Annotated in this window: 23 protein-coding genes and 1 tRNA gene; 17 read left to right on the plus strand and 7 right to left on the minus strand. The window is 53.5% G+C overall.

From position 1 onward, the window contains the following. Position 1 precedes the first annotated feature (1 nt). From RTP97_RS03565 to RTP97_RS03575, 3 genes are read left to right on the plus strand one after another with little or no spacing between them, the layout of a single operon-like run. Positions 2-583, plus strand: a complete 582-nt coding sequence (locus tag RTP97_RS03565; protein ID WP_312410994.1) for a SiaB family protein kinase — start codon at positions 2-4, stop codon at positions 581-583. Further along, entirely contained in the window at positions 576-992 is a 417-nt protein-coding gene (locus RTP97_RS03570) for a DUF1987 domain-containing protein (protein ID WP_312410997.1), read from the plus strand. Before RTP97_RS03565 ends, RTP97_RS03570 begins: the two co-directional genes overlap by 8 nt. Beyond that, positions 986-1,765: a GGDEF domain-containing protein gene (locus RTP97_RS03575; protein ID WP_312410999.1), complete on the plus strand. Its 780-nt coding sequence runs from the start codon at positions 986-988 to the stop codon at positions 1,763-1,765. The genes RTP97_RS03570 and RTP97_RS03575 overlap by 7 nt, the downstream gene beginning before the upstream one ends. Positions 1,766-1,810: 45 nt before the next feature. Here the strand turns inward: RTP97_RS03575 and RTP97_RS03580 are convergent, their stop codons facing one another. Together RTP97_RS03580 and RTP97_RS03585 are read right to left on the minus strand one after the other, a co-directional pair. Further along, entirely contained in the window at positions 1,811-2,248 is a 438-nt protein-coding gene (locus RTP97_RS03580) for a hypothetical protein (protein WP_312411002.1), read from the minus strand. 262 nt (positions 2,249-2,510) lie between these two features. Continuing rightward, positions 2,511-3,020, minus strand: coding sequence for a cupin domain-containing protein (locus RTP97_RS03585; RefSeq protein WP_312411004.1), 510 nt, complete (start codon positions 3,018-3,020; stop codon positions 2,511-2,513). A 170-nt stretch (positions 3,021-3,190) separates the two neighbouring features. Between RTP97_RS03585 and RTP97_RS03590 the strand changes: the two genes are divergently transcribed. From RTP97_RS03590 to RTP97_RS03630, 9 genes are all read left to right on the plus strand, one after another. Beyond that, positions 3,191-4,300 (plus strand): AI-2E family transporter, encoded by a 1,110-nt coding sequence (locus tag RTP97_RS03590; protein ID WP_312411006.1) that lies wholly within the window; start codon positions 3,191-3,193, stop codon positions 4,298-4,300. Between the two features lie 124 nt (positions 4,301-4,424). Then, complete coding sequence (locus RTP97_RS03595; RefSeq protein WP_312411008.1) at positions 4,425-4,646, plus strand: hypothetical protein; 222 nt, start codon at positions 4,425-4,427, stop codon at positions 4,644-4,646. Positions 4,647-4,908: 262 nt separating this feature from the next. Next, complete coding sequence (gene yehD / locus RTP97_RS03600; protein WP_312411010.1) at positions 4,909-5,457, plus strand: fimbrial protein YehD; 549 nt, start codon at positions 4,909-4,911, stop codon at positions 5,455-5,457. 48 nt (positions 5,458-5,505) lie between these two features. Continuing rightward, positions 5,506-6,183 (plus strand): fimbria/pilus periplasmic chaperone, encoded by a 678-nt coding sequence (locus RTP97_RS03605; protein WP_312411011.1) that lies wholly within the window; start codon positions 5,506-5,508, stop codon positions 6,181-6,183. Between the two features lie 17 nt (positions 6,184-6,200). Next, positions 6,201-8,687 carry a fimbrial biogenesis outer membrane usher protein gene (locus RTP97_RS03610; protein ID WP_312411013.1) on the plus strand — a complete coding sequence of 829 codons (2,487 nt, stop codon included), beginning with the start codon at positions 6,201-6,203 and terminating at the stop codon, positions 8,685-8,687. A gap of 11 nt (positions 8,688-8,698) precedes the next feature. Then, a complete protein-coding gene (locus tag RTP97_RS03615) occupies positions 8,699-9,703 on the plus strand; it encodes a hypothetical protein (RefSeq protein WP_312411014.1) in 1,005 nt (334 codons plus the stop codon). A gap of 69 nt (positions 9,704-9,772) precedes the next feature. Then, positions 9,773-10,813, plus strand: a complete 1,041-nt coding sequence (locus tag RTP97_RS03620; protein WP_312411015.1) for an NAD(P)H-quinone oxidoreductase — start codon at positions 9,773-9,775, stop codon at positions 10,811-10,813. Positions 10,814-10,844: 31 nt separating this feature from the next. Further along, positions 10,845-11,753: a LysR family transcriptional regulator gene (locus RTP97_RS03625; protein WP_312411017.1), complete on the plus strand. Its 909-nt coding sequence runs from the start codon at positions 10,845-10,847 to the stop codon at positions 11,751-11,753. 97 nt (positions 11,754-11,850) lie between these two features. Next, positions 11,851-13,212: a DUF308 domain-containing protein gene (locus RTP97_RS03630; RefSeq protein WP_312411019.1), complete on the plus strand. Its 1,362-nt coding sequence runs from the start codon at positions 11,851-11,853 to the stop codon at positions 13,210-13,212. A gap of 15 nt (positions 13,213-13,227) precedes the next feature. Here the strand turns inward: RTP97_RS03630 and RTP97_RS03635 are convergent, their stop codons facing one another. The 3 genes from RTP97_RS03635 to RTP97_RS03645 form a co-directional block, all read right to left on the minus strand. Continuing rightward, positions 13,228-14,190, minus strand: a complete 963-nt coding sequence (locus RTP97_RS03635; protein WP_312411021.1) for a UV damage endonuclease UvsE — start codon at positions 14,188-14,190, stop codon at positions 13,228-13,230. A 76-nt stretch (positions 14,191-14,266) separates the two neighbouring features. Beyond that, positions 14,267-14,911 carry a glycosyltransferase gene (locus RTP97_RS03640; RefSeq protein ID WP_312411024.1) on the minus strand — a complete coding sequence of 215 codons (645 nt, stop codon included), beginning with the start codon at positions 14,909-14,911 and terminating at the stop codon, positions 14,267-14,269. Next, positions 14,908-15,654, minus strand: coding sequence for a glycosyltransferase family 25 protein (locus RTP97_RS03645; protein WP_312411026.1), 747 nt, complete (start codon positions 15,652-15,654; stop codon positions 14,908-14,910). Before RTP97_RS03645 ends, RTP97_RS03640 begins: the two co-directional genes overlap by 4 nt. Positions 15,655-15,736: 82 nt before the next feature. Here RTP97_RS03645 and RTP97_RS03650 point away from each other — a divergent pair, with 82 nt between their 5' ends. Then, positions 15,737-16,075: a hypothetical protein gene (locus RTP97_RS03650; RefSeq protein WP_312411028.1), complete on the plus strand. Its 339-nt coding sequence runs from the start codon at positions 15,737-15,739 to the stop codon at positions 16,073-16,075. Between the two features lie 35 nt (positions 16,076-16,110). Here the strand turns inward: RTP97_RS03650 and RTP97_RS03655 are convergent, their stop codons facing one another. Further along, positions 16,111-16,770, minus strand: coding sequence for a hypothetical protein (locus RTP97_RS03655; protein WP_312411030.1), 660 nt, complete (start codon positions 16,768-16,770; stop codon positions 16,111-16,113). A gap of 249 nt (positions 16,771-17,019) precedes the next feature. Next, positions 17,020-17,096, minus strand: a tRNA-Arg gene (locus RTP97_RS03660). A 227-nt stretch (positions 17,097-17,323) separates the two neighbouring features. Between RTP97_RS03660 and folD the strand changes: the two genes are divergently transcribed. From folD to malI, 4 genes are all read left to right on the plus strand, one after another. Continuing rightward, positions 17,324-18,190: a bifunctional methylenetetrahydrofolate dehydrogenase/methenyltetrahydrofolate cyclohydrolase FolD gene (gene folD / locus RTP97_RS03665; RefSeq protein WP_312211294.1), complete on the plus strand. Its 867-nt coding sequence runs from the start codon at positions 17,324-17,326 to the stop codon at positions 18,188-18,190. Positions 18,191-18,192: 2 nt separating this feature from the next. Next, entirely contained in the window at positions 18,193-18,405 is a 213-nt protein-coding gene (gene ybcJ / locus RTP97_RS03670; RefSeq protein WP_238083487.1) for a ribosome-associated protein YbcJ, read from the plus strand. Between the two features lie 210 nt (positions 18,406-18,615). After that, complete coding sequence (locus tag RTP97_RS03675; RefSeq protein WP_312411032.1) at positions 18,616-20,115, plus strand: PTS transporter subunit EIIC; 1,500 nt, start codon at positions 18,616-18,618, stop codon at positions 20,113-20,115. Positions 20,116-20,204: 89 nt separating this feature from the next. After that, positions 20,205-21,221, plus strand: a complete 1,017-nt coding sequence (gene malI / locus RTP97_RS03680) for a Mal regulon transcriptional regulator MalI (protein WP_312411035.1) — start codon at positions 20,205-20,207, stop codon at positions 21,219-21,221. Positions 21,222-21,315 lie beyond the last annotated feature (94 nt).

A 21,315-nucleotide genomic window follows, 5' to 3' on the forward strand; every position in this document is an offset into this window, starting at 1 on the left:
CATGAAATTAAATGACCTGCAGGTCAAGGAAGCGGTCCTGCTACCGCTCATTACGCTACAGAGGCAGAGCGCGGTAGAGCTGTTTTATACCGGCTATTTCTCGCAGCAGCATATTGTAGCGATGGGTGACGTGGTGCGGGCATGGCTTGATAAGCACGAATCTTCGCTGCCGCTGCGCCGTCGGCTCTTCTCTGTATTCATTGAGATGGGCCAGAACATAGTGCGCTACTCCAGCGACGAGCGCTATATCGGCACGGATAAAGAGGAGCTGCGCTTTGGTTCACTCTGCCTGCATACCGATCATGCCAACTACTATCTCGAAGCCGCTAATCTGGTGGGCTATGAAGAGTCCTCTCTGCTGCAGAACAACCTCGACGTACTGCGTACCATGACCCAGGCCGAAATCAAGCAGGCCTGGAAACAGAACTTACGCAGTGAAGCGCCCGCCACCAGTAAAGGGGCCAATATCGGGTTGTTGACCATGGCGCGAGATACCAGCGAACCGCTGGAGTACCGCATTCATCCTCTGGCGGCCAGCTCGCTGTCCGCTTTTCACTTAAAGGCTACCTTCTGCCATGACTGATACCACACTGCCTACCGCGATTATGCTTGCAGCGACCTCTGCCACACCGGAAGTGAACTTTGACTTTGCGGCGCATCATCTGGTGTTAAAAGGGGAAGCCTACCCGGAGAACGCCGCGGCCTTTTTCCGCCCGCTGCTACAGGCCACTGAGAGCTGGCTGCAGGAGACGCCTGCGGGTTCATCCCCGCTGCAGCTGCACGTTGCGCTGAGCTATTTCAACAGCTCCAGCACCAAGCTACTGTTTGAGTTTTTCGAGTCACTCAACGGCTTCGCGAAACGGGGCAAAGCCTGCGAGCTGCACTGGTATTACGATGCAGAGGACGATATCTCCGAAGAGTTTGGTCAGGAGGTCAGCCTTGATTTCCCGGCGCTTGCCGTCTTTTTAACGCCGGATCTTAACGCATGCTAGATATCAACGAGCTATTCCAGGAGGAGTACGCCATCCTGGAAGATGCCCGGGTAGCCGCCGCCGATGCGCAGCTGCCTGCCGAAGAGTGCCGAGAAAAGCTGTGGACGGTGGCGAAACATTATCAGCGGCTCATTCGTCAGTCTTACCGCCTCATCTCCCGTAGCGATCGCGCCGAGCGTGAATTAACGCGCATGAACGATGAGCTACAGAAGCTGGCGGCCCGCCTTGAGTATGAAGCAACCCACGATCCGCTCACCGCCGTCTACAACCGCAGCGCAATCATTAACCACATTAACCGTTCTCTCACCCAGGGCAACGTGGCGCTGATCCTGCTGGATATCGATCACTTTAAGCGCATCAATGACGAGTATGGTCACCCGATGGGCGATAAGGTGATCTGCTCTCTGGTCTCACGCATACGCCATGCCCTCCCCTCGCCAGCATCCATTGGTCGCGTAGGCGGCGAAGAGTTTACTATTCTGTTGCCTAATGCCCGGCTGGAAGAGGCGATAATTATTGCGAGATATATTCACGCGTCGCTCAATGCTTCGCCGCTGGACTGCCTACCCCAGCAATATGTGACGGCCAGCTTTGGCGTTAGCCTTGGCGCCCAGCACAGTGATTTTGAAGCCTTATATAGCGCAGCCGACATCGCGCTTTATACGGCAAAAAAGCGTGGGCGTAATCAAGTTGCTTTACATGAGTCACTATTTCGTCCTGAACTTAAATCGGCCGCCGTTTTACCGTTAGCCAAAAGCCTGCGTGCGATATAGCCCGCAGGCAAAATATATTATATTTTAAACAGGACAAAGGTTCATTTAACAAATAATATCCCGGCGGTTGCGATAGACTAATTTTACGGGGCGAATAATTGTGAAGTCACGCGAAACAAATTCATTTGTCGTTAGGTAGCGCTCTTCATCTTTCTCATCGACCAGACGCCAGAGTGCAGTAAGTGCATCATAGCCAAGGGTTTTCTCGCCAGCAGGCGTTTCAACCCGATACTCTCCAGACGGCAGGTAGCCTGAGGAGAACTGCAAATGCTTACCCGGCTCGCCCTTAATAAGATGTTCAATTTTTCTGAACCCCACAGGCACTAAATGAAAGCGATAAAAGGGTAAGCTGTTAATTTTTAAGTTAGAAAAAGTTGATATAACTTCGTTCTCTCTTGTTAATACTACCTCTTTAAGAGTAACTTTTGAGGTCGGCAAAAGTTCCGGGAATAGGCATTCCACTTTGAAATAGATTATCTGCATACAGGCCTCTGGCTATCATACTTTGTTATGAGAACTTATATATCACCTACCTGTTATAGCGTATTAAACAGTAAACGACATTATTTTCAGATTATATCGACTACGACCGCGCGATAATTACACAGTTTTACACTTGTAAAGCGCTTAATATTAACTATTGAGATAATTTTTGTGATTTTATTAGCAAAAACAACACAAAGAAAATCAGAACATTTTTTAGACATTAAAATATGTCTTAAACCTGCCGTAGCGCTGCTTAAATTTATAACCAGTTATCGATAAGTGGCCCCTGCCCTCCAAAAACCGGATCGCGATGCGGGAAAGGGGCCCTGGCAATAGCTTCCAGCATCTCCTTTGTGGGTGCCCCGCGACAGAGATCAAACTCCTGGTCAGGCGGGTATGCCCCTACCACGGTAAAATCATCGCTGCTGCGAATATTACAGTGGCCCGTTCCCGCAGGCAGTAACACCACGTCTCCAGCACGCACAATCACCTGCTGCCCCTCCGGGCCGCCAAGTACAAGCAGCGCTTCACCCTGAGTAAAGGCGAGTACCTCATGGGCATTGCTATGGTAATGGTGATAAGGGTAGATGCCATCTACCCACTGCGCAGGCCAACCATTTTTTTCAAACAGTCGCTGCACCGTGTCGACCGCATTTTCGTCAGGAGTAAAAACCTGGCGGTAGAGAATGACGGGCAGATGCGGGTTATTCGGTACCCAGCCATTCGCGGCCAGTAATAGAACAGAGGTTGAGTCGGTTGCGTCCGCCATAGTCTCTCTTCCAAAAAAAGAAGTGGTTATTTTAGCGTAGCTACTTCTGCCATTCGATGCCAGAGGCACGCCTGCGCCGGGCGTAACGTCCGCTTTCCACCGGTGAAAATGGTAATCTTGTCAGTACCTTCTATATTTCGAGAAGTGCATCACATACCGGAGAGGTAAATATGAGATTTAAGGGATTAACAAAAGGCTTTTTCATCCTGATATTGCTGGTCGTTACGCTGGCGTTTTTTGACATCATGACGCCCTACTACTCGGCTATTTTATGGGCAGCTATACTGGCGGTGATATTCCATCCGCTCAAAAACCGTCTGCGGGACAGGATCGCCGGACGCAATGGCATCGCCTCTCTTCTAACGGTGTTGATTATCTGCCTTATTGTTTTTACGCCGCTGGCGATCATTCTCTCGTCTCTGGCCTTTGAGGCGAACACGGTTTACAGCAAGCTCCAGGATAACAATACCCAGTTCCCGGTGGTGGTTGCCGATCTGGTCGCGCATCTGCCCGGCTGGGCGCAGCAGTTTCTTGCCGATCACGACCTGAATAACGCTACGCAGATCCAGCAGCAGCTGTCGCAGGTGGCGCTGAAGAGCGGACAGTATCTTGCCGGCAGCGCCTTTCTGATTAGTAAGAGCACCTTTAGCTTTACCATTAGCTTTGGCGTCATGCTCTACCTGCTCTTCTTCCTGCTGAAAGATGGCCCCTACATCGTTAATCAGGCGCTGGAGTCGCTGCCTCTGTCGCGCTATGTAAAGCACCATCTGTTTGCAAAATTCGCCGGGGTTTCCCGTGCGACCGTAAAGGGTACCGTGGTGATCGGTGCATTGCAGGGGCTCCTGGGCGGCATCGGCTTCTACATTGTTGGCATTGACGGCAGCGTGCTGTGGGGGGCGCTGATGGCCTTCCTGTCGCTGATCCCGGCGGTAGGCTCAGCCATCATCTGGGTACCCGCAGCCATCTTCCTTTTTGCTACCAGCCAGATGTGGCAGGGCTTTTTCATCGTCGGCTTCTTTGTGATTGTCGTAGGCCTGGTGGATAACCTGCTGCGCCCGGTACTGGTTGGGAAGGATACCAAAATGCCTGACTACCTGGTGCTCATCTCTACCCTTGGTGGCCTTGAGATCTATGGCATTAATGGCTTTGTGATTGGGCCGCTGATCGCCGCGCTGTTCCTGGCCTGCTGGAACCTGCTTTCCGGGAAAGATCATCAGGGCAACGCCGACGAACTTGACGATGAGTTTATCGAAGAGGGTCGGCTGCCGCCTGAGTCTTAATCATCTTTTGCGGCCAGGCACTCCCTGGCCGTAATACATTTTGCCCCTTTTCAGCATCGATTGACCTGGAACAAAAAACGCTCTATTTTGGAATTCCCTGCCTTCTGATGTGGTCCCACATTTTATGAAAATAGCTCTGACTGTAGTTGCCTCTGCACTCCTGGCCTGCGCGCTTAACGCTCAGGCTTCGGATACCGCGACGCTCTCTATCTCGGGTAAGGTTGTCGATTCTGGCTTTACCGTTATGCCTGATGGCCAGCGCGTTATCCAGCATAGCGTCTCTACTCAAACGGTTAACGTACCCGGTGATGACAATCGGCAGATTATCATCACCGCCTGGGATTAACTGCGCAGACATAAATTATCATGACCCGGCGGGCTGGATTCAGCCCGCCCGCTTAATATATTCATCTGTTAGTTCCTGTTATTTATTAAATGAATGAATGACTCACCAATAATATAATCACACCAAATATAATAAGCGGTGTAAATTGCTTTGCATCAATAAAACATGCTGTTCTTATTGCCGATCGTTAATCTATATGTAATTTTAATTTCAATAGAGGTAAATTTTTTTATTCAGGAACCAACTTACCAAGGGAAAGAAAATGAAAAAATCACTTATTGCTGCCACAGTGTTAGCTCTCTCTTTTGCTGCGCCTTCGGCCTTTTCTGCTGAGATCGATTCAGGGACGTTAACCATCAATGGTGTTATAAAAGGCACCACCTGTCATTTTGAATCCGGCAGCCAAACGGCACATATTGAGATGCAGCAGATTGGTGTAAACTCGTTAAAAGATTTACAGGCGGGTACAGCGTATGCTGGCTATACCAACAAAACCACCACGCCTTTTAAAGTGGTATGCGACAATCCGAATACAGTTCCAAAAATCAAATTTGTTAGCGAGCAGTTTGGTGTTAAAGGTGCAGAGAGCGTCACTAATAATAACACAGGCAATGCAACGGGCGTTGGCTATGCGCTTTTTGTTAATAACAACCGCGTAAACACTGACGGTAGTACTGCTATTGCCAGCAGTCCGACAGCAAATAATGAATATACGTTTGATATCTCTGCGCAATATGCCCGCCTGTCTGGTGCTGATGTTGTCGCAGGCGACGTAGAATCCAGCATTACTATTATGGTCATTGCAGACTAAGGCCATTTTCCGGCAGTACGCTGCCGGTTTTTTTGCGGAGAGAGGATAATGAAAAGGATTTTTGCGGCTCTATTAGCCGTTGCGGCGCTGCCTGCCTGGGGCGGCGTTTACATCTACGGCACGCGGATTATCTACCCGGCAGCACAGAAGGAGGTGACTGTCCAACTGATGAATCAGGGCGATCGTAGCGCGCTGGTGCAGGCCTGGATTGACGATGGTGATACGCAGACGCCTCCGGAGAAGCTGCAGGTGCCCTTTCTGCTGACGCCTCCCGTTGTTAAAGTAAAAGGCAATACTGGCCAGCAGCTGAAAATTAAATTTACTCAGGCAAACCTGCCTCAGGATCGAGAGTCAATCTATTATCTTAACGTTCTGGACGTCCCCCCCAATGATGCGAACAACGCTGACGTCAATAAGATAAAATTCGCGCTACAAAATAGAATCAAACTTATCTATCGTCCAGCCGGCCTGTCTGGCGTTAACAAAGAAAGCTTTGCCCACCTTAATATAAAAAGAGCTGCCGATGGCCTTGTGGTTGAAAATAGCTCAGCTAACTGGCTGACCATTACGGAAATTAAAGGCGCAGCTAAAATCAACAAAGAGACGCTGGTACTGGCCCCACGTGCAAACCTGAAATTACCTGGCGCACCTCATGCCGGAAAATACGCCGTCACGCTTATTGACGATTACGGAAACTATCTGCACGACAATATCAAAAGTAATTAATAGTCAGGGAAGCCACTATGCATAAACTTAACCTCATTACGATGGGGATAGTCTCCTCTTTGCTTTTGCATATTCTTTCCGCCAGGGCTGAAACGTTTGATACCCATTTTTTACATGGCGGATTAAAAGGAACGAAAGCATCTGACCTACGGCTTGACGGCGATAAACCCCTTCCCGGCGCATACGATTTGGACATTTATCTGAATGATGAGTGGCGTGGGCGTTACAGCCTGGTTGTTGCTGACGATCCTGAAAAAACCTGTTTACCTCTCACCCAGCTACAGGAGATAGGCATCAAAACAGCGGCCTTTAAAAATCTTAATGCAGAAGATTGTCTTGCGCTGAGTGAGGCCGTACAGGGCGGCAGCGTCGATTATGATATCAGCCAGCTTGCGCTCAAACTCACCGTTCCCCAGGCCTGGGTTACCGCGCATGAGCGCGGCTATATGCCGCCGGAAACGTGGGATCGGGGGATTAATGCCTTTTATACTTCCTACTATGCCAGCCAGTACTACAGCGACTACAAACAGAACGGCAGCAGTAAGAGCAGCTATGTCAATTTTAACAGCGGCCTGAATCTGCTGGGTTTCCAGCTGCACTCCAGCGCTAACTACACTAAAAGTGATGATGACCAGGGCAAGTGGAAGAGCAATACGCTCTATCTCGAGCGCGGCATTCCCGACATTCTCAGCACCGCGCGCGCCGGGGATATGTATACCGACGGCGAACTGTTTGATGCGGTGCGCTTCAACGGCGTCCGGCTCTGGCGAGATATGCAGATGCTGCCTAACTCGAAGCAAAATTTTACGCCGGTGGTAAGAGGGATCGCCCAAAGTAACGCTCTTGTTACCGTCGAGCAGAACGGCTTTGTGGTCTATCAGAGCGATGTGCCACCCGGCCCGTTTGCTATCGACGATCTTCAGCTGGCTGGCGGTGGGGCTGACCTGGACGTTACGGTGAAAGAGGCAGATGGCACCACAACCCATTATCTTGTGCCTTTCTCCAGCGTGCCCAAAATGCTTCAGCCGGGCGTAGTAAAATATGACGTTGCCGCCGGGCGCAGCCACATTGAAGGCGCCAGCAACCAGTCAGACTTTGTGCAGGGCAGCTGGCAGTACGGCGTCAATAATCTGATTACGATCTATACCGGCACGATGCTGTCGGATAATTACAACGCCTTCCTGCTTGGCAACGGCTGGAATACGCCGCTTGGCGCGTTCTCCGTGGACGTCACCCGCTCTCATAGCCGCCAGGATGATGGTGCGACCTATGACGGGCAGAGTTATCAGGTTGCATGGAGTAAGTATCTGTCGCCTACCGGCACCCAGCTGTCGATGGCGGCATGGCGCTACTCCTCTAAAGACTACCGCACCTTTAACGATCACGTCTGGGCAAACAACAAAAACAGCTACCATCGCGACGATGACGATGTGTATGACATTGCCGACTACTACCAAAACGACTTTGGCCGTAAAAATAGCTTCTCGCTGGCCGTTAACCAGGCGCTGCCTACGGGTTGGGGCTCGCTCTCCGGCAGTGCCCTATGGCGCGACTACTGGCAGCGGGGAGGCACCCGCAACGATGTCCAGCTAAGCTATTCGAACAGCTGGTCACGCGTTACCTATACCCTCTCAGCCAGCCAGTCCTACGATGAGGACGACCGGGCAGATAAACGGTTTAATATTTACTTCTCGATTCCTTTCTCGTGGGGTGATGATATCGCCACGCCACGGCGGGATCTGTACGTCTCGAATAGCACCACCTTTGATAATGATGGCTACCAGTCGAATAACACTAATATCAACGGCATTGCGGGCGACAGAGATCAGTTTAACTATGGCGTGAACTTAAGCCATCAGCGGCAGGATAACGAAACCGCTGCGGGCGCGAACCTTGCCTGGCACGCTCCCTTCGCCACCCTGGACGGCAGCTATAGCCAGTCTAACCGCTACCATCAGGCCAGCGGCAGCATACAGGGCGGCGTGGTCGCGTGGAGCGGCGGCGTCAATCTGACCAACTCTCTTACCGAGACCTTTGCCATCATTGACGCTCCGGGGCTGGAGGGGGCTACCGTGCAGGGAAACAGATACAACACGACCGACAGGAAAGGTAGTGCTATTTCCGGTAGCTTAACGCCTTATCGCGAAAATACGCTGATGCTCGATACGGCGCACACCGATAGCAACGTGGCATTAAACGGCAACCGCAAAGGCATTGTGCCCTATCGCGGCGCGGTGGTGCTGGCTAAGTTTGATACCGACAACCGTAAGCCGTGGCTTTTCAAGGCCAGACGCCCGGACGGCTCACCGCTCACCTTTGGCTATGAAGTGGAAAATGAGGCGGGCCAGAATGTTGGCGTAGTGGCGCAGGGCAGCCAGCTATTCATTCGTACCGATAACGTGCCGCAGTCTGTACATGTGGCGACGGATAAGCAGCAGGGCCTCTCCTGTACTATCACGTTCGGTAAAACAATTGACGAAAGCAAAATTTATACTTGCCGCTAGAAGGGATGACTATGCGTATTTTACTGGCACTTATTACGGTATTTGCTGTTTTTCAGGTGCAGGCTTACTGTTATATTTCAGGCACTGAGAAAACACCGACAATAAAAACCAATCCTGTTGAAATCAACCTGGATATAGCCAACAGGGAGACGATAAAACCAGTAATCTTTGCCACTGGCGCCCCTGAATTCAAATGCTATCTGACGACTAACACTTTTGGCTTATCAACTTCCCTTACTAATGCAAAATACTATTACGCTATTAAGAACAACATTCATAACGTAGTTGTTGAAATATCTTTAACAGGTGAGAAAACCACATCATCGCCCTTCTCAGGCGATATCTCTTCCGATGGAAAGGCTCATGCAGCAACAGAACTGAACAATGAGTTAACATACAAATTAAAGTATAACGTAATGGTAAACCATTCAGGTAATGTTACAGATACAATAGAGGTCAATCAACCTGCGACGCTTGAAAATAAACTCATTATTAAACCAACGCCTTGTACCCTATGCGCTATGGGGAATTCAAATAGAGATCATAGGTATATTTATGAAGTTCCCTTTTTTGTGAAGTTCACCCCCACCACATGCACCTTTAAAAGCCAGGAGATATCCGCGCCGAGCATTAGCTATCATGAAATAGACAGCAATACCTTTTCTGCACCGACGACGAAACAGCCAGAGCTGCAGTGCAGTAGCATAACTGGCGTAGCGACCAGCAATATTCACTATCATTTTCAACCCATTAGCGCGACTCAAGGCGACATTTTAAAGAACGACTTTGAAACGCAGCAGGGAGGTGCTGGAGAGGTAGGGTTCCAATTAATGAATAACAACAAAGCTATTAAATTTTCCTCTGGGGAGAAATTTACTCTTGCCAGCAGTGGGAACACCTTGCTGAGCAACACAATTTATCCACTCGATCTACAGCTCCGCTATGCCCGCTATGGCAATAAGGTTTTTTCAGGGCTTGTCCAGAGCAAGGTCAAAGTCGTGGTGGATTACGATTAAGAGCAAGCGATAACAAACTCACCTGTGGTTCTTCATCCATAATGAGGTAAAAGACCACAGGAGAAAAAGATGTCCGAACAAGCCTATACCCTCCCTGACACCATGACTGCGATTGACATTACCCAGCCCGGCGGCCCGGAAGTTCTGCAGGCGACAACGCGCCCGGTCCCCCAGCCGCAGGCAAACGAGGTGCTGATCCGCACCGTGGCCGCAGGGGTGAACGGTCCGGACGTGTTGCAGCGTAAAGGGCAGTACGCACCGCCGCCGGGCGCGTCCGACATCCCGGGCCTCGAGGTATCAGGCGTCGTGGTTGCCGTGGGCGCTGAGGTGCAGAGTTTTGCGCCGGGAGATCGTGTTGCGGCCCTGATTACCGGCGGCGGCTATGCCGAGTATTGCACTGCCCATGAGAGTAACACCCTGCCGCTGCCGCCCGGTCTGAACTTTATCGAAGCGGCAGCGCTGCCGGAGACCTTTATGACGGTCTGGCTGAATATGTTCCAGCGCGGCCAGTTTAAAGCGGGCGATATCATCCTGATCCACGGCGGTGCGTCCGGCATTGGTACTACCGCGACTATGCTGGCTAAAGCCTTTGGCGCAGCCAAAATCATCACTACCGTGGGTTCCGATGAGCACCGTCAGGCCAGCCTGAAGCTTGGCGCAGACGTTGCCGTACTCTACAAAGAGGAAGATTTTGTCGAGATCACCAAACAGGTAACCGACGGCCATGGCGCAGACATTATCCTTGATATCATTGCAGGTGACTATGTTGCGCGAAACTATGAGGCGGCGGCGATGCACGGGCGCATCGTACAAATTAGCGTGCTTGCAGGCCCAGCCAAAGAGTTAAACCTGTTCCCCATGCTGACTAAGCAGCTGATGCATATCGGCTCTACCCTGCGCTCGCGCTCGCCGGCTGCAAAAGCTGAACTGATTGAAGAGCTTAACGATCACGTCTGGCCGCTGATTGAGGCCGGAAAGCTTAAGCCGCAGATCTATAAAACCTTCCCGCTGGCAGAAGCCGCTGATGCCCACCGCCTGCTGGATGAAGGGACGCATATCGGCAAAGTTGTGTTGATTGCGGATGAGAATGAAGCAACGGACCGTATATAATCTGCCGTGATATTACAGACGGGGATTATAGATGGATCAGCTGGTGGCGATACGGGCCTTTGCCCGGGTAGTAGAGGCAGGTAACTTTACCCGGGCAGCGGACTCGCTGGAGATGCCCAATGCCACGGTCAGCAAGCTGATTCAGGAGCTTGAGGCGCACCTCGGTGTGCGCCTGCTTCAGCGCACCACCCGGCGCGTCACGGTCACCCCAGAGGGGCGCGACTACTATGAAAAGAGCGCCCGAATCCTGCGCGATCTGGAGGATATCGACACCTCTTTTAGCGCGGTACGCAGCAAGCCGCGTGGGCTGCTGCGGATCGATATCGGCGGCTCTACCGCTCGCGACGTGCTTATCCCTCTCCTTCCCGAGTTTATGATGCGCTATCCGGATATCCGTATCGATCTGGGGGTGTCCGATCGCGCTGTCGATCTGATTAGCGATAACGTAGACTGCGTGATCCGTGGCGGCCCGCTGGAGAGTTCATCCCTTATTGCCCGCCATATTGGCTCGGCAACGCTCATCACCTGTGCGACGCCGGAGTACCTGAAAGCCTTCGGCACGCCCGCTTACCCGGAGGAGCTAAAAAATGGCCACCGGCTGGTGAGCTATCTCTCCCCGCAAAACGGCAGGGCTTTCCCTTTCCGCTTCGAGCATAACGGCGAAAAAACGGACATTAAGGTCGATCACCGTATCGGGGTCAACGAGAGCAACGCCCATCTTGCAGCAGGCCTGGCGGGGCTGGGGGTTATCCAGACCTTTAGCTATTCGACGGCTGAGGCGCTGCGCAACGGCACGCTGGTGGAGATCCTTAAAGAGTGGCGGCCTGCTCCCTACCCTTTCCATGTGGTCTATCCGCAGAGCCGTCACGTCACGCACCGGTTACGGGTGTTTATCGACTGGTTACTGGAGCGCTTTCCGCAGCGGGTGGCGGGAGCGTGATGCAGCCTCCAGAGGAGGCTACAAAATAGACAATTCATAACGCATGCTGCCAGCGGCCAGGTTATAAATAGGGAGAGATTATTGCGGGTACTCTCCTATGATGCGGCTAACCATGATCCTGCTTGGCATAGATTTTCTGCGCTCGCACTGGCGCGGGCTGCGTCGCTTCGGCTGGGTTACGCTGACTGCTGGCGTGGTGCTGTTTATCGATGCGCTGGACGGCGCGCTGTTCTTCCCTATTGAGCTATTCGCTTCGCTGCTGCTGTTCGAAGGCAGCGCGACGCTGATGGTGGCCCACAGCGGCATGGGCGGCCAGCGTATTCTGCGCTACGTAAAGGGCGCGGCGTTCTCTCTGGCTGCGGTGCTGATCCTCGCCGGGAACCACGATGGCAACTTTCTGCTATCGATGATCTTTGGTCTGCTCTTCCTGTTTGACGGCGCGCTGCAGATCGCCTCTGCAGTTGTCGTTCGCTATCAACGCTGGCGGCCTGCGCTGTGGGGCGGGATTGTCGAGATCGTGCTGGCCCTGTTTTTCTTTCAGCCCTGGCCCTCCAACTATGCGGGCACCGTCCCCTATTGCCTGGGTCTGGTGCTGGCCTTTGCCGGTTGGAACCTGTTTATCCTTGCTAATCGCGTCAAGCGGGCCGCGGCTAATCCAGGTCTGAAAGGCGAAGAGTTTATGGAGGAGACGGAGATCCCTCCCCCCGCCGTCGTGGAGTGGGATGGGCCGCCGGACGACGATGAAAAAGCCCTGACGGTTCACGTCTGGACGCCGGTAGGCTCTGCGGCGAGCGAGGCCGTACCGCGCCCGGTCATCAGCCGCTATATTGCTGCCGTCGATCGCAACGGCGTCATCTCCACCGGTCACGCCGCGCTGGAGTCTCCCGGCGGCATCTATATCAGCCTCTACCCCGCCGTGCAGATCGACCGCTCACCGGATGCCTTTGCCCGGACTCTGCGCGCAACGTCAGAGAACGACGTGCCGGGACAGTTTCAGCCAGACTATGCCACCGAGTCCGTGCAGTGGTGCCCGTCGACACGTAAAGTGCGCATTCGCAACTATAGCGAGACGCAGTTGGCGGCATTTTGGGAGCGCTATCGTCAGGATGAGTCCTACAACCTGACGCACCGAAACTGCTCCAGCACCGTGGCCAGGGCGCTGGAGGCCGCGCTAGAGGGATCCGTTGGCAGGCTGTGGCAGTCTCGCGGATTCTGGATGGCGATGGGTAAGCTGATGTCCACCCCGGAGCTGTGGGTAGCGCTCCAGCTGCGCAAGCGCGCGGAGACGATGGCCTGGACGCCAGGACTGGTGCTCGACTACGCCCGCGCCCTGAGCATGCTCGCCGACCCGCGTCCGACCGGCTGGTTTAACACCGTCGGCCGTGCGCTGAAAAGAATGTTCCACCGCCGGGTAGCCTGGGAGAAAGGCGAAAGCGGCGAAGGGATGGAGGGGGAATAATCTCCCCCTATAACATTACTCCGCCCCTGACTGCGCATACGCATAGAGCCGGTCGCGGGCGAGGTTTTTCATCTTCACTTCACACATGATGTCAAAATCCGTAAACGAGAGCGCCCAACTGTTAAGCGTTGGGTTGAAGAAGAAGTCCGAGTGCGCCCTGAGCTTGGTTTTCGGCACGCCCAAACTGCCCTGATCCGGGAAACCCTGCTCGGGGATGATCCCCTCCTGCGAAATAGAGTAGTGCATCACCGGCCTGACGTCCCGCCAGGAGGCCTTCACCTGCGCGATACGCGGATCGTTGGGCTGGATAAACTCCCCCTCTTTCACCCAGTGATGGTGAATATCTACCACGATCGGACAGAGATCTTTCGCCTGCAGAACATCATCCAGCGAGCAGGAGATCTCGTCATTCTCGAGGGTCAACATCCGCCTGGCTTCCGGGCTGAGCTTGCCGAAGGCGCTTTTAAACCCGGCAAAGCCCGCCTTGCCATTCATATGAATATTGATTTTGAAGTCCTGGAAGGTTTTGCCGTAGCCCATCAGCGTCGCGCAGAGGGCATGGTACTCCACATCCTCCAGGGCGCGCTCGACCACCAGCACATTGTCCGAGGCGAGAACCGAGTACTGCCCAGGGTGAAAGGAGAGGCGGATATCGTTGGCGCGGGCGAAATCACCGCATTTAGTGAACAGCGGATAGAGCTCCGGCAGGAACTCTTTATACAGCGCCATGGCCTCGGGCACGGTATAGAGCGGCAGCAGGTCGCTGCCGATGCGCATCATCCGCAGGTCAGGTGGGAGCTGCGCCAGCTCCTGAAAAAGCAGATAGAGGTTGGTCAGATTGGTCGCTGACAGCGTGTAGATCAGCTTTGCTCTCTCTTCGCTCTCCAGACTCAAAAATCGCGTACGGGTGGTGGCTTTAAAGGGGAAACGCTGCTTTAAATCCGGGTCCAGAAACTTACAAGCGAAGCCTAATTTCATGTGTCCTCCACAAGATATCCTTGTGAAAGCTTAGCAGCCACCGTCAGTACCGCCATGCTGTAGACGTGCCGAGAAATTAAAACGCTAAACCTGCAAGACGGTCATTTATGTTCCGTGTGGTCCCCCAAACCTGGTAGGCGAATATATGACCGTGGCCGAGGTATTTCTGTCCCGTGAAATGCTCCGGTATAAAGTAGTGGCTTGGCCAGCAGCTAATATTGGCATACCTCAGCGCGCGCACGGTGTCGGTAAGATATTTAGGGCCTGTGACCTGCCACGGCTGGGTATCGAGAACGGTCTTTTTTTCCGTCAGCCCCATGATCATTTCTGCCATAAGCGCCGCCTGTGGCTCCGACGCAAGATAGCCGTTTGCGATGAGCCCAGGGCGCACGATCTCGTTCTCCATGCTGGCGCATACCTGGCTATCAAAAAGCCACTCTTCGAGGGGTCTGATACAGATGCTGTCCGCATCGACTGCGAAGCCGCCGTGATTAAACAGGATCTCATAGCGCATGATGTCCGCTGCACCACACATTTTTCCCGCATGTATCATGGCGTTAATATGCTTTTGGTTAATCCACCTTGTCTTTTTCAAGGCGGCATTGCCCCACACGACCACTTTCCAGCCTGGGTTATGCTTTTTCCAGGTCTCTATCATCTGGCGGGGGGTTTTGGACTCATCGCCGATCCAGACGATATGGATTGTTTTAGGGATCTTCATTGTGCGATCGCCGCCAGCGATTTATAAAAATGTTTTGTATAGTCCATTACACCGTTTTCGATGTCGGATCTGCCTGGAGCCTGATGTCCCGCCACGGGGTACATGCCGAGCCAGGCGTGCTGCTGCATTAGCGGCAGCCAGGCCACATCGACGGCGTGATCATATTTCCCGCCGCCCTTACGCAGCCTCTCAACGGCTCCTGCGAAGCATTCCCGAAGCGTTGCCCGGTAATCTGCTTGTACGGCATACGCACAGGCGCAGAGCGCATCGAGGGGTCTGATGAGCTTATCGGTGGTTTTAAAGGTAACGACCTTACGGTAGTTGGCGCTCAAAAACGCGGCCTGCCAGCTCACCCTTTTCAACGCTTGCAGAAAATAGGATAAGCGCGCTATCGCATCCTGGTCTTTATTGAACACCATATCATCCTCAAGGATCAGGATGTTGCCCCAGCCCTGAGCGATGGCCGTTTCGATAGCCTCAAGATGAGACTGAGCGCAGCCAATCTGACCAATTAAGTGGCGTTTCGCATCAAGCCGGTGAATTTTTTGATTGGGAACGCCAAGCAGTTGCAGCTCTTTCTCAATGCTATCTCTGCGGTCGTTACGCTCTTTCAAATTGATGTAGATAATCTTGTCGAACACACTCCAGTCGATTCTCATTAGCGGTTCCTCCTTAAGAACGGAAGGATAAAGCGACCATAAGCGACGATTTCTAAAGGGATGAACGTGGAAATTATTACGCATTTGGCACTCATTACCGTAGTCCTTCTGTTTAAGCAGAGGCGCTATACTATCGACTCGATTTTTTACGGCTGCCGTTACTGATATGAAAAAAGTTAAACCCCGCACTGTTATTCTGCTTGTTGCCGTCGCTGCACTGCTGGCCTGGTGGCTGGTTCCGCACTATAGCGATGAAGACAAGGCCTACTACGCTTCCGTGCTTTGCACGGTGAAAAGCAGCTCGTCAGAGGCTGGCCTGACCGAGATGGAACAGATGATTGAGGGAGGCAATTCGGATTATGCGTTGAAGAAAACGCATTTCTCTTCATCGCTGGGCAAGGACATGCTTCACGCCTGGGAGCAGCTTAGCGCTGCGGAAAAGCAGAAGGCAATGAAATCGCCGGAAGGGTGTGCAGGGCCGCTGCTGGCAAAAATAAAAAGCTAACTGCCCTGCTCTGGGTTATCCACGAATACTCTTATTCAACCCTGGCGGATGTCGCAATAATGGTCGCGGATGGGTTCACCCGCCTCAAGACAAATTGGGCGTTCATGACGATAGATATTATCGTATTCAAGCCGGACGCTCCAGGGTTGTCCTGTTACTGAGCCGTTAGGGGCAAACCAGCCCCGGCGCTCTGAATAGGGCCGCGAGCCAAAGTTTCGTTCACCGTATTTCCGCGCAGCGTCCATGATAGCAGAGGTGAGCGCAAAGCGTGGGCCTTTGGCGGAGTTCTCAAACTGTAAAGGGGTCTCTATATTTTGCACCGCATGCCCACACTCGTGAAGAAACGTAATATAGGGATGCTGCTTCTGAAATTCACCGTACACACCCCGAGCGCCGCCTGGCCTTACGCTAAGATCAATATCTACATCCATATAAATTACGCCGCCGGGACCCGGTTCATTATCGAAGCAGGTAAATCCCCCTTTCATTACGACTACGTAAACCGGATGAGGAAACCGATCGATAGTCTTAAGGACTCTTTGGGCCGTGGCGGATTTTTCTAACGCCCACAGTCTTACCTTTTCAAGATAATCCTGTCCGACTTTCGTATCTAAAATTTCCTTTGCCCCCATCATACCTTTAAGTATATTGGTTGCTTTGCCAATCTCCGGGCCCTGTGTAAATTTAAACGTCATTGAACATCCCCTGTGAAGGTATATTTACCCCCCATGTGCTATGGATAAACGCATTGACAGTAATGCACTCTACGTTAATGAATTTAAAAATTCCGAGGGGAATAGTTATAGTTTAAATTTGGCCCTTTGCCTTTTCAACCTATGAGAAAGTCTTAAATAGGACAGCATTTTCCATGACAAGCAGACATGCAGCATGATGCAGAAAAAAGCGCCGATAGGATTAAAACGTGTGTAATGCTTGATTCTAAATGGCACGCCCTACAGGATTCGAACCTGTGACCTACGGCTTAGAAGGCCGTTGCTCTATCCAGCTGAGCTAAGGGCGCATTGCGCGGGATGCTCCACCTAAACGGTGGAAACGCCTGGGATTATACGGTCAATGCCCGGTGAGTCAATGGCTTTGGCGTCAGATGCTGTTGAAATGAGCATCGCACCGCACTTTACGTCCTTCTCCCACATGAATAATGCAAACGTTAACTGACAGCACGGCGCGCTTCTGACACACTATACACCATCCCCTCTACTTCAATTTACAGACGGAATCTTCTCTCTGATGGTAGCAAAGATTATTGATGGTAAAACGATTGCGCAGCAGGTGCGCTCTGAGGTCGCGGAAAAAGTGAAGGCCCGCATTTCGGCAGGGAAACGCGCCCCTGGTCTGGCCGTTGTGCTGGTAGGCAGCAACCCTGCGTCGCAGATCTACGTCGGCAGCAAACGCAAAGCGTGTGAAGAGGTGGGCTTTATCTCCCGCTCTTACGATCTGCCAGAAACCACCAGCGAAGCCGAACTGCTGACGCTGATCGACACGCTCAACGCCGACCGTGAGATTGACGGCATTCTGGTTCAGCTGCCGCTGCCGGCAGGCATCGATAACGTGAAGGTGCTGGAACGTATCGCGCCGGATAAAGACGTTGATGGCTTCCACCCCTATAACGTGGGCCGTCTGTGCCAGCGTGCGCCGCGTCTGCGTCCCTGCACGCCGCGTGGGATCGTTACCCTGCTGGAGCGCTACAACATCGACACCTACGGACTGAACGCCGTAGTGATCGGCGCATCCAATATCGTCGGCCGCCCGATGAGCATGGAGCTGCTGCTGGCCGGCTGCACCACCACCGTTACCCACCGCTTCACCAAAAATCTGCGCCAGCACGTTGAGAACGCCGATCTGCTGATCGTCGCCGTGGGCAAGCCGGGCTTTATTCCTGGAGAGTGGATCAAAGAGGGGGCGATTGTCATTGACGTTGGCATCAACCGTCTTGAGAGCGGCAAAGTGGTCGGTGACGTGGTGTATGAAGATGCCGCCTCACGTGCCGCTTATATCACCCCCGTACCGGGCGGCGTAGGCCCGATGACCGTCGCAACGCTGATTCAGAATACGTTGCAGGCGTGCGAAGAGTATCACGACGTAGAGGAAGCATAAGAATGGCAACGTTCTCTTTAGGTAAACATCCGCACGTTGAGCTGTGCGATCTGCTGAAGCTGGAAGGCTGGAGCGAAAGCGGCGCGCAGGCGAAGAATTTTATCGCCGATGGCCTGGTCAGCGTCGATGGCGCGGTGGAAACCCGCAAGCGCTGCAAAATCGTCGCAGGACAAACGGTCACGTTTGACGGCCAAAGTATCACTGTAACTGATTAATCCCGCCTAAATGGCCCTTAATTCATAAGGGCCATTGCTCGATCCACGTCAAAGAATAACAAATTCGTCTGTCTCCCCAGCAGATTTCTGTTGCGGCCCGCAATGGCTTAAATCACGATAAGTAAAACGTTCTACTAAAACGTTCTACTTACAATTCTACTTACAACAATTACGCCATCACCAGGGTTTCTATAATTGGGGGAAAACCGCATGAGTCTGCTGTCGGGGTTCGTAAAATCGCTCTCGAAGTTATCTATGATCGGCCGCGCGTTAATGCTGCCAATCTCACTGCTGCCCGCCGCCGGCCTGCTGCTGGCGTTTGGCGATAAGTTCCATCTGCCGCTGATGATGAACGCCGGTGGGGTTATCTTTGATAACCTGCCGCTGCTGTTTGCCATCGGCTCTGCGGTGGGGCTGGCGTCGGAGTCCGGCATTGCTGCTCTCTCGGCGGCGGTCTCGGTGTTTATTACCAACATGACCATCGGCACGGTGCTGTCGATTACGCCAGAGATGGCCTCCCAGGGCGGCAAGTACGCTATGGTGGTCGGCATTCCGACGTTGCAGATGGGCGTCTTCGGCGGTCTGATCTGCGGCATCCTGGCCGCATGGTGCTATAACCGCTTCCACACCATGCAGCTGCCGGAATTCCTCGGCTTCTTCTCCGGCAAACGCTTTGTGGCGATTGCCACCGCGTTCCTGTCGTTCCTGCTCGGGCTGGTACTGCCCTATATCTGGCAGCATATCCAGGCAGGCATCGATGCGCTCTCGGTGGTCGTGAACGGCGATAACCAGGCCGCCTCGACCTTTATTTTCGGGCTGGTGGAACGTGCGCTGATCCCGCTCGGCCTGCACCACATCTGGTATCCGTCATTCTGGTACTCGTTTGGCGACTACACTACCCAGGCGGGCCAGGTGATCCACGGCGACCAGACCATCTGGTTTAAGATGCTGGAAGAAGGCACTAAATCGTTCAGCAGCGACACCTACCAGAACGCCGGTAAGTTCATGCAGGGCGAGTTCCCGCTGATGCTGTTTGCGCTGCCTGCCGCCTGTCTGGCGATGTACCACGAAGCGCACACCCGTAACAAAAAGATCGCTTCCGGTATCCTCTTCTCCGCCGCGCTGACCTGCTTCCTGACCGGGATCACCGAGCCGGTTGAGTTTACCTTTATCTTCGTTGCGCCGGTGCTCTACGTCTTCAACGCCATCATGGCCGGGCTGTCGTATATGTGCATGTACTTGCTCCATGCGCACATCGCGAAATCCTTCTCGGCGGGCCTGATCGACTACATCTCGTTCGGTATTCTGCCGTCGTTTAACGGCTACCAGACCAACTTCCTGAACGCGATTATTGTCGGCATCCCGATGGGGCTGATCTACTACTTCACCTTCCGCTTCGTAATCCGCCGCTTCGACGTTAAGACGCCGGGCCGCACCGAAGTAACCGCTAACGTTAACGATAAAACCGATGACGAGCTGGCGACCGAGCTCGTGACCCTGCTGGGCGGTGCGCAGAACATCAGCTCGGTAGGCTCGTGCATCACCCGTCTGCGGCTGGAGGTGGCGAAAAGCGATCTGGTGGACAAAGACGGCCTTAACGGCGTCGGCGCGCGTGGCGTGGTGTTCGTTGGCGATAACGGTATTCAGGTGATTTTCGGCGCACGCGCACAGTTTATCGCCCAGACCATGTCGGGGATGATCGGCAAGTAACCTGACGCTGTTAAGGTGATTAGGTCTCCTGTATCGTACAGGAGACTTTTCATCGTTGACTGCATAGCCGTTAAGTTCAGGGAGTGGATTTGAAGAAGGTTAGCATTATTGATGTCGCGAAGCTGGCGGGGGTCTCCGTCTCGACCGTTTCGCTGGTGCTTCGCCAGAAAGGGAAAATATCGACCGCCACGATTGAAAAGGTGCAGCAGGCGATCGACACGCTCGGCTACGTCCACAACGTGGCGGCAGCCAATCTACGGGCCAACACCTCTAACCTGATTGGCCTGATCCTGCGCGACTTTAGCGACAGCTTCTCGGTGAAGGTCATGGCCAGCACCGTACTGGAGCTGGAGAAGCAGGGCTACATGGTTTTTCTCAGCCAGCCCCTCAACGATAGCGACAGCCTTGAACGCTGTCTGCTCTCGTTTAAGCAGCAGGGCGTGGCCGGGGTGATCTACCTCGCCTCCGATGCCACTACCTCGCACCTGCCGACGCTCATCCGCACCTGTCCCCTGCCGCTGGTTGTGGTATCGCAATCCCTGCTGGAGGAGGAGTGCAACCTGGTAATGCGCGACAATCGCCAGGCCGCCAGCCTCGCCACCCGCTACCTGATCGAGCGCGGCCACCGCAGTATTGCCTACATTGGCGGCACGGAGAGTAGCCTGATCCGCCAGCAGCGGCTGGCTGGCTTTCGCAGCGCGCTGACCCAGTACGGACTGGTGACCCGGGAGGAGTCCACCCCGGCGTGCATGGAGGGTACCCACGCGGCCAGCCACGCGACACGGCAGCTGCTGGAGAAGAACAACACCATCACCGCCCTGCTCTGCCATTCGCCTGATGCGATGATCGGCTCGCTCTCTGGCATTCACCAGGTAGGGCGTACGGTAGGGAAAGATGTGTTTCTGACGCAGCAGGTGGCGCTGGTGGGCTTCGAGGATATGCTGCACGTAAACTTAACGTCGCCCTCATTTACCTACGTATCGTCGGCAAGCGAAGAGACCGGACGCCAGGCGGCATCGCTGATGATCCGCAAAATCAAAGAGCCGGATCTGCTGACCCAGCGCATCACCCTCTCCGGACAGCTGGTGACGCGCGAGTCAGCTTAAGCTAGAGGGATTGCAGACCATGTAGGCCCGGTAAGCGCAGCGCCACCGGGCGTTGATGTGTTGGCTCTGTCATGCCGGGTGGCGCTTCGCTTAC

The organism is Pseudescherichia sp. (assembly GCF_031998825.1).
In the GTDB taxonomy this organism is placed as follows: Bacteria; Pseudomonadota; Gammaproteobacteria; order Enterobacterales; family Enterobacteriaceae; genus Pseudescherichia.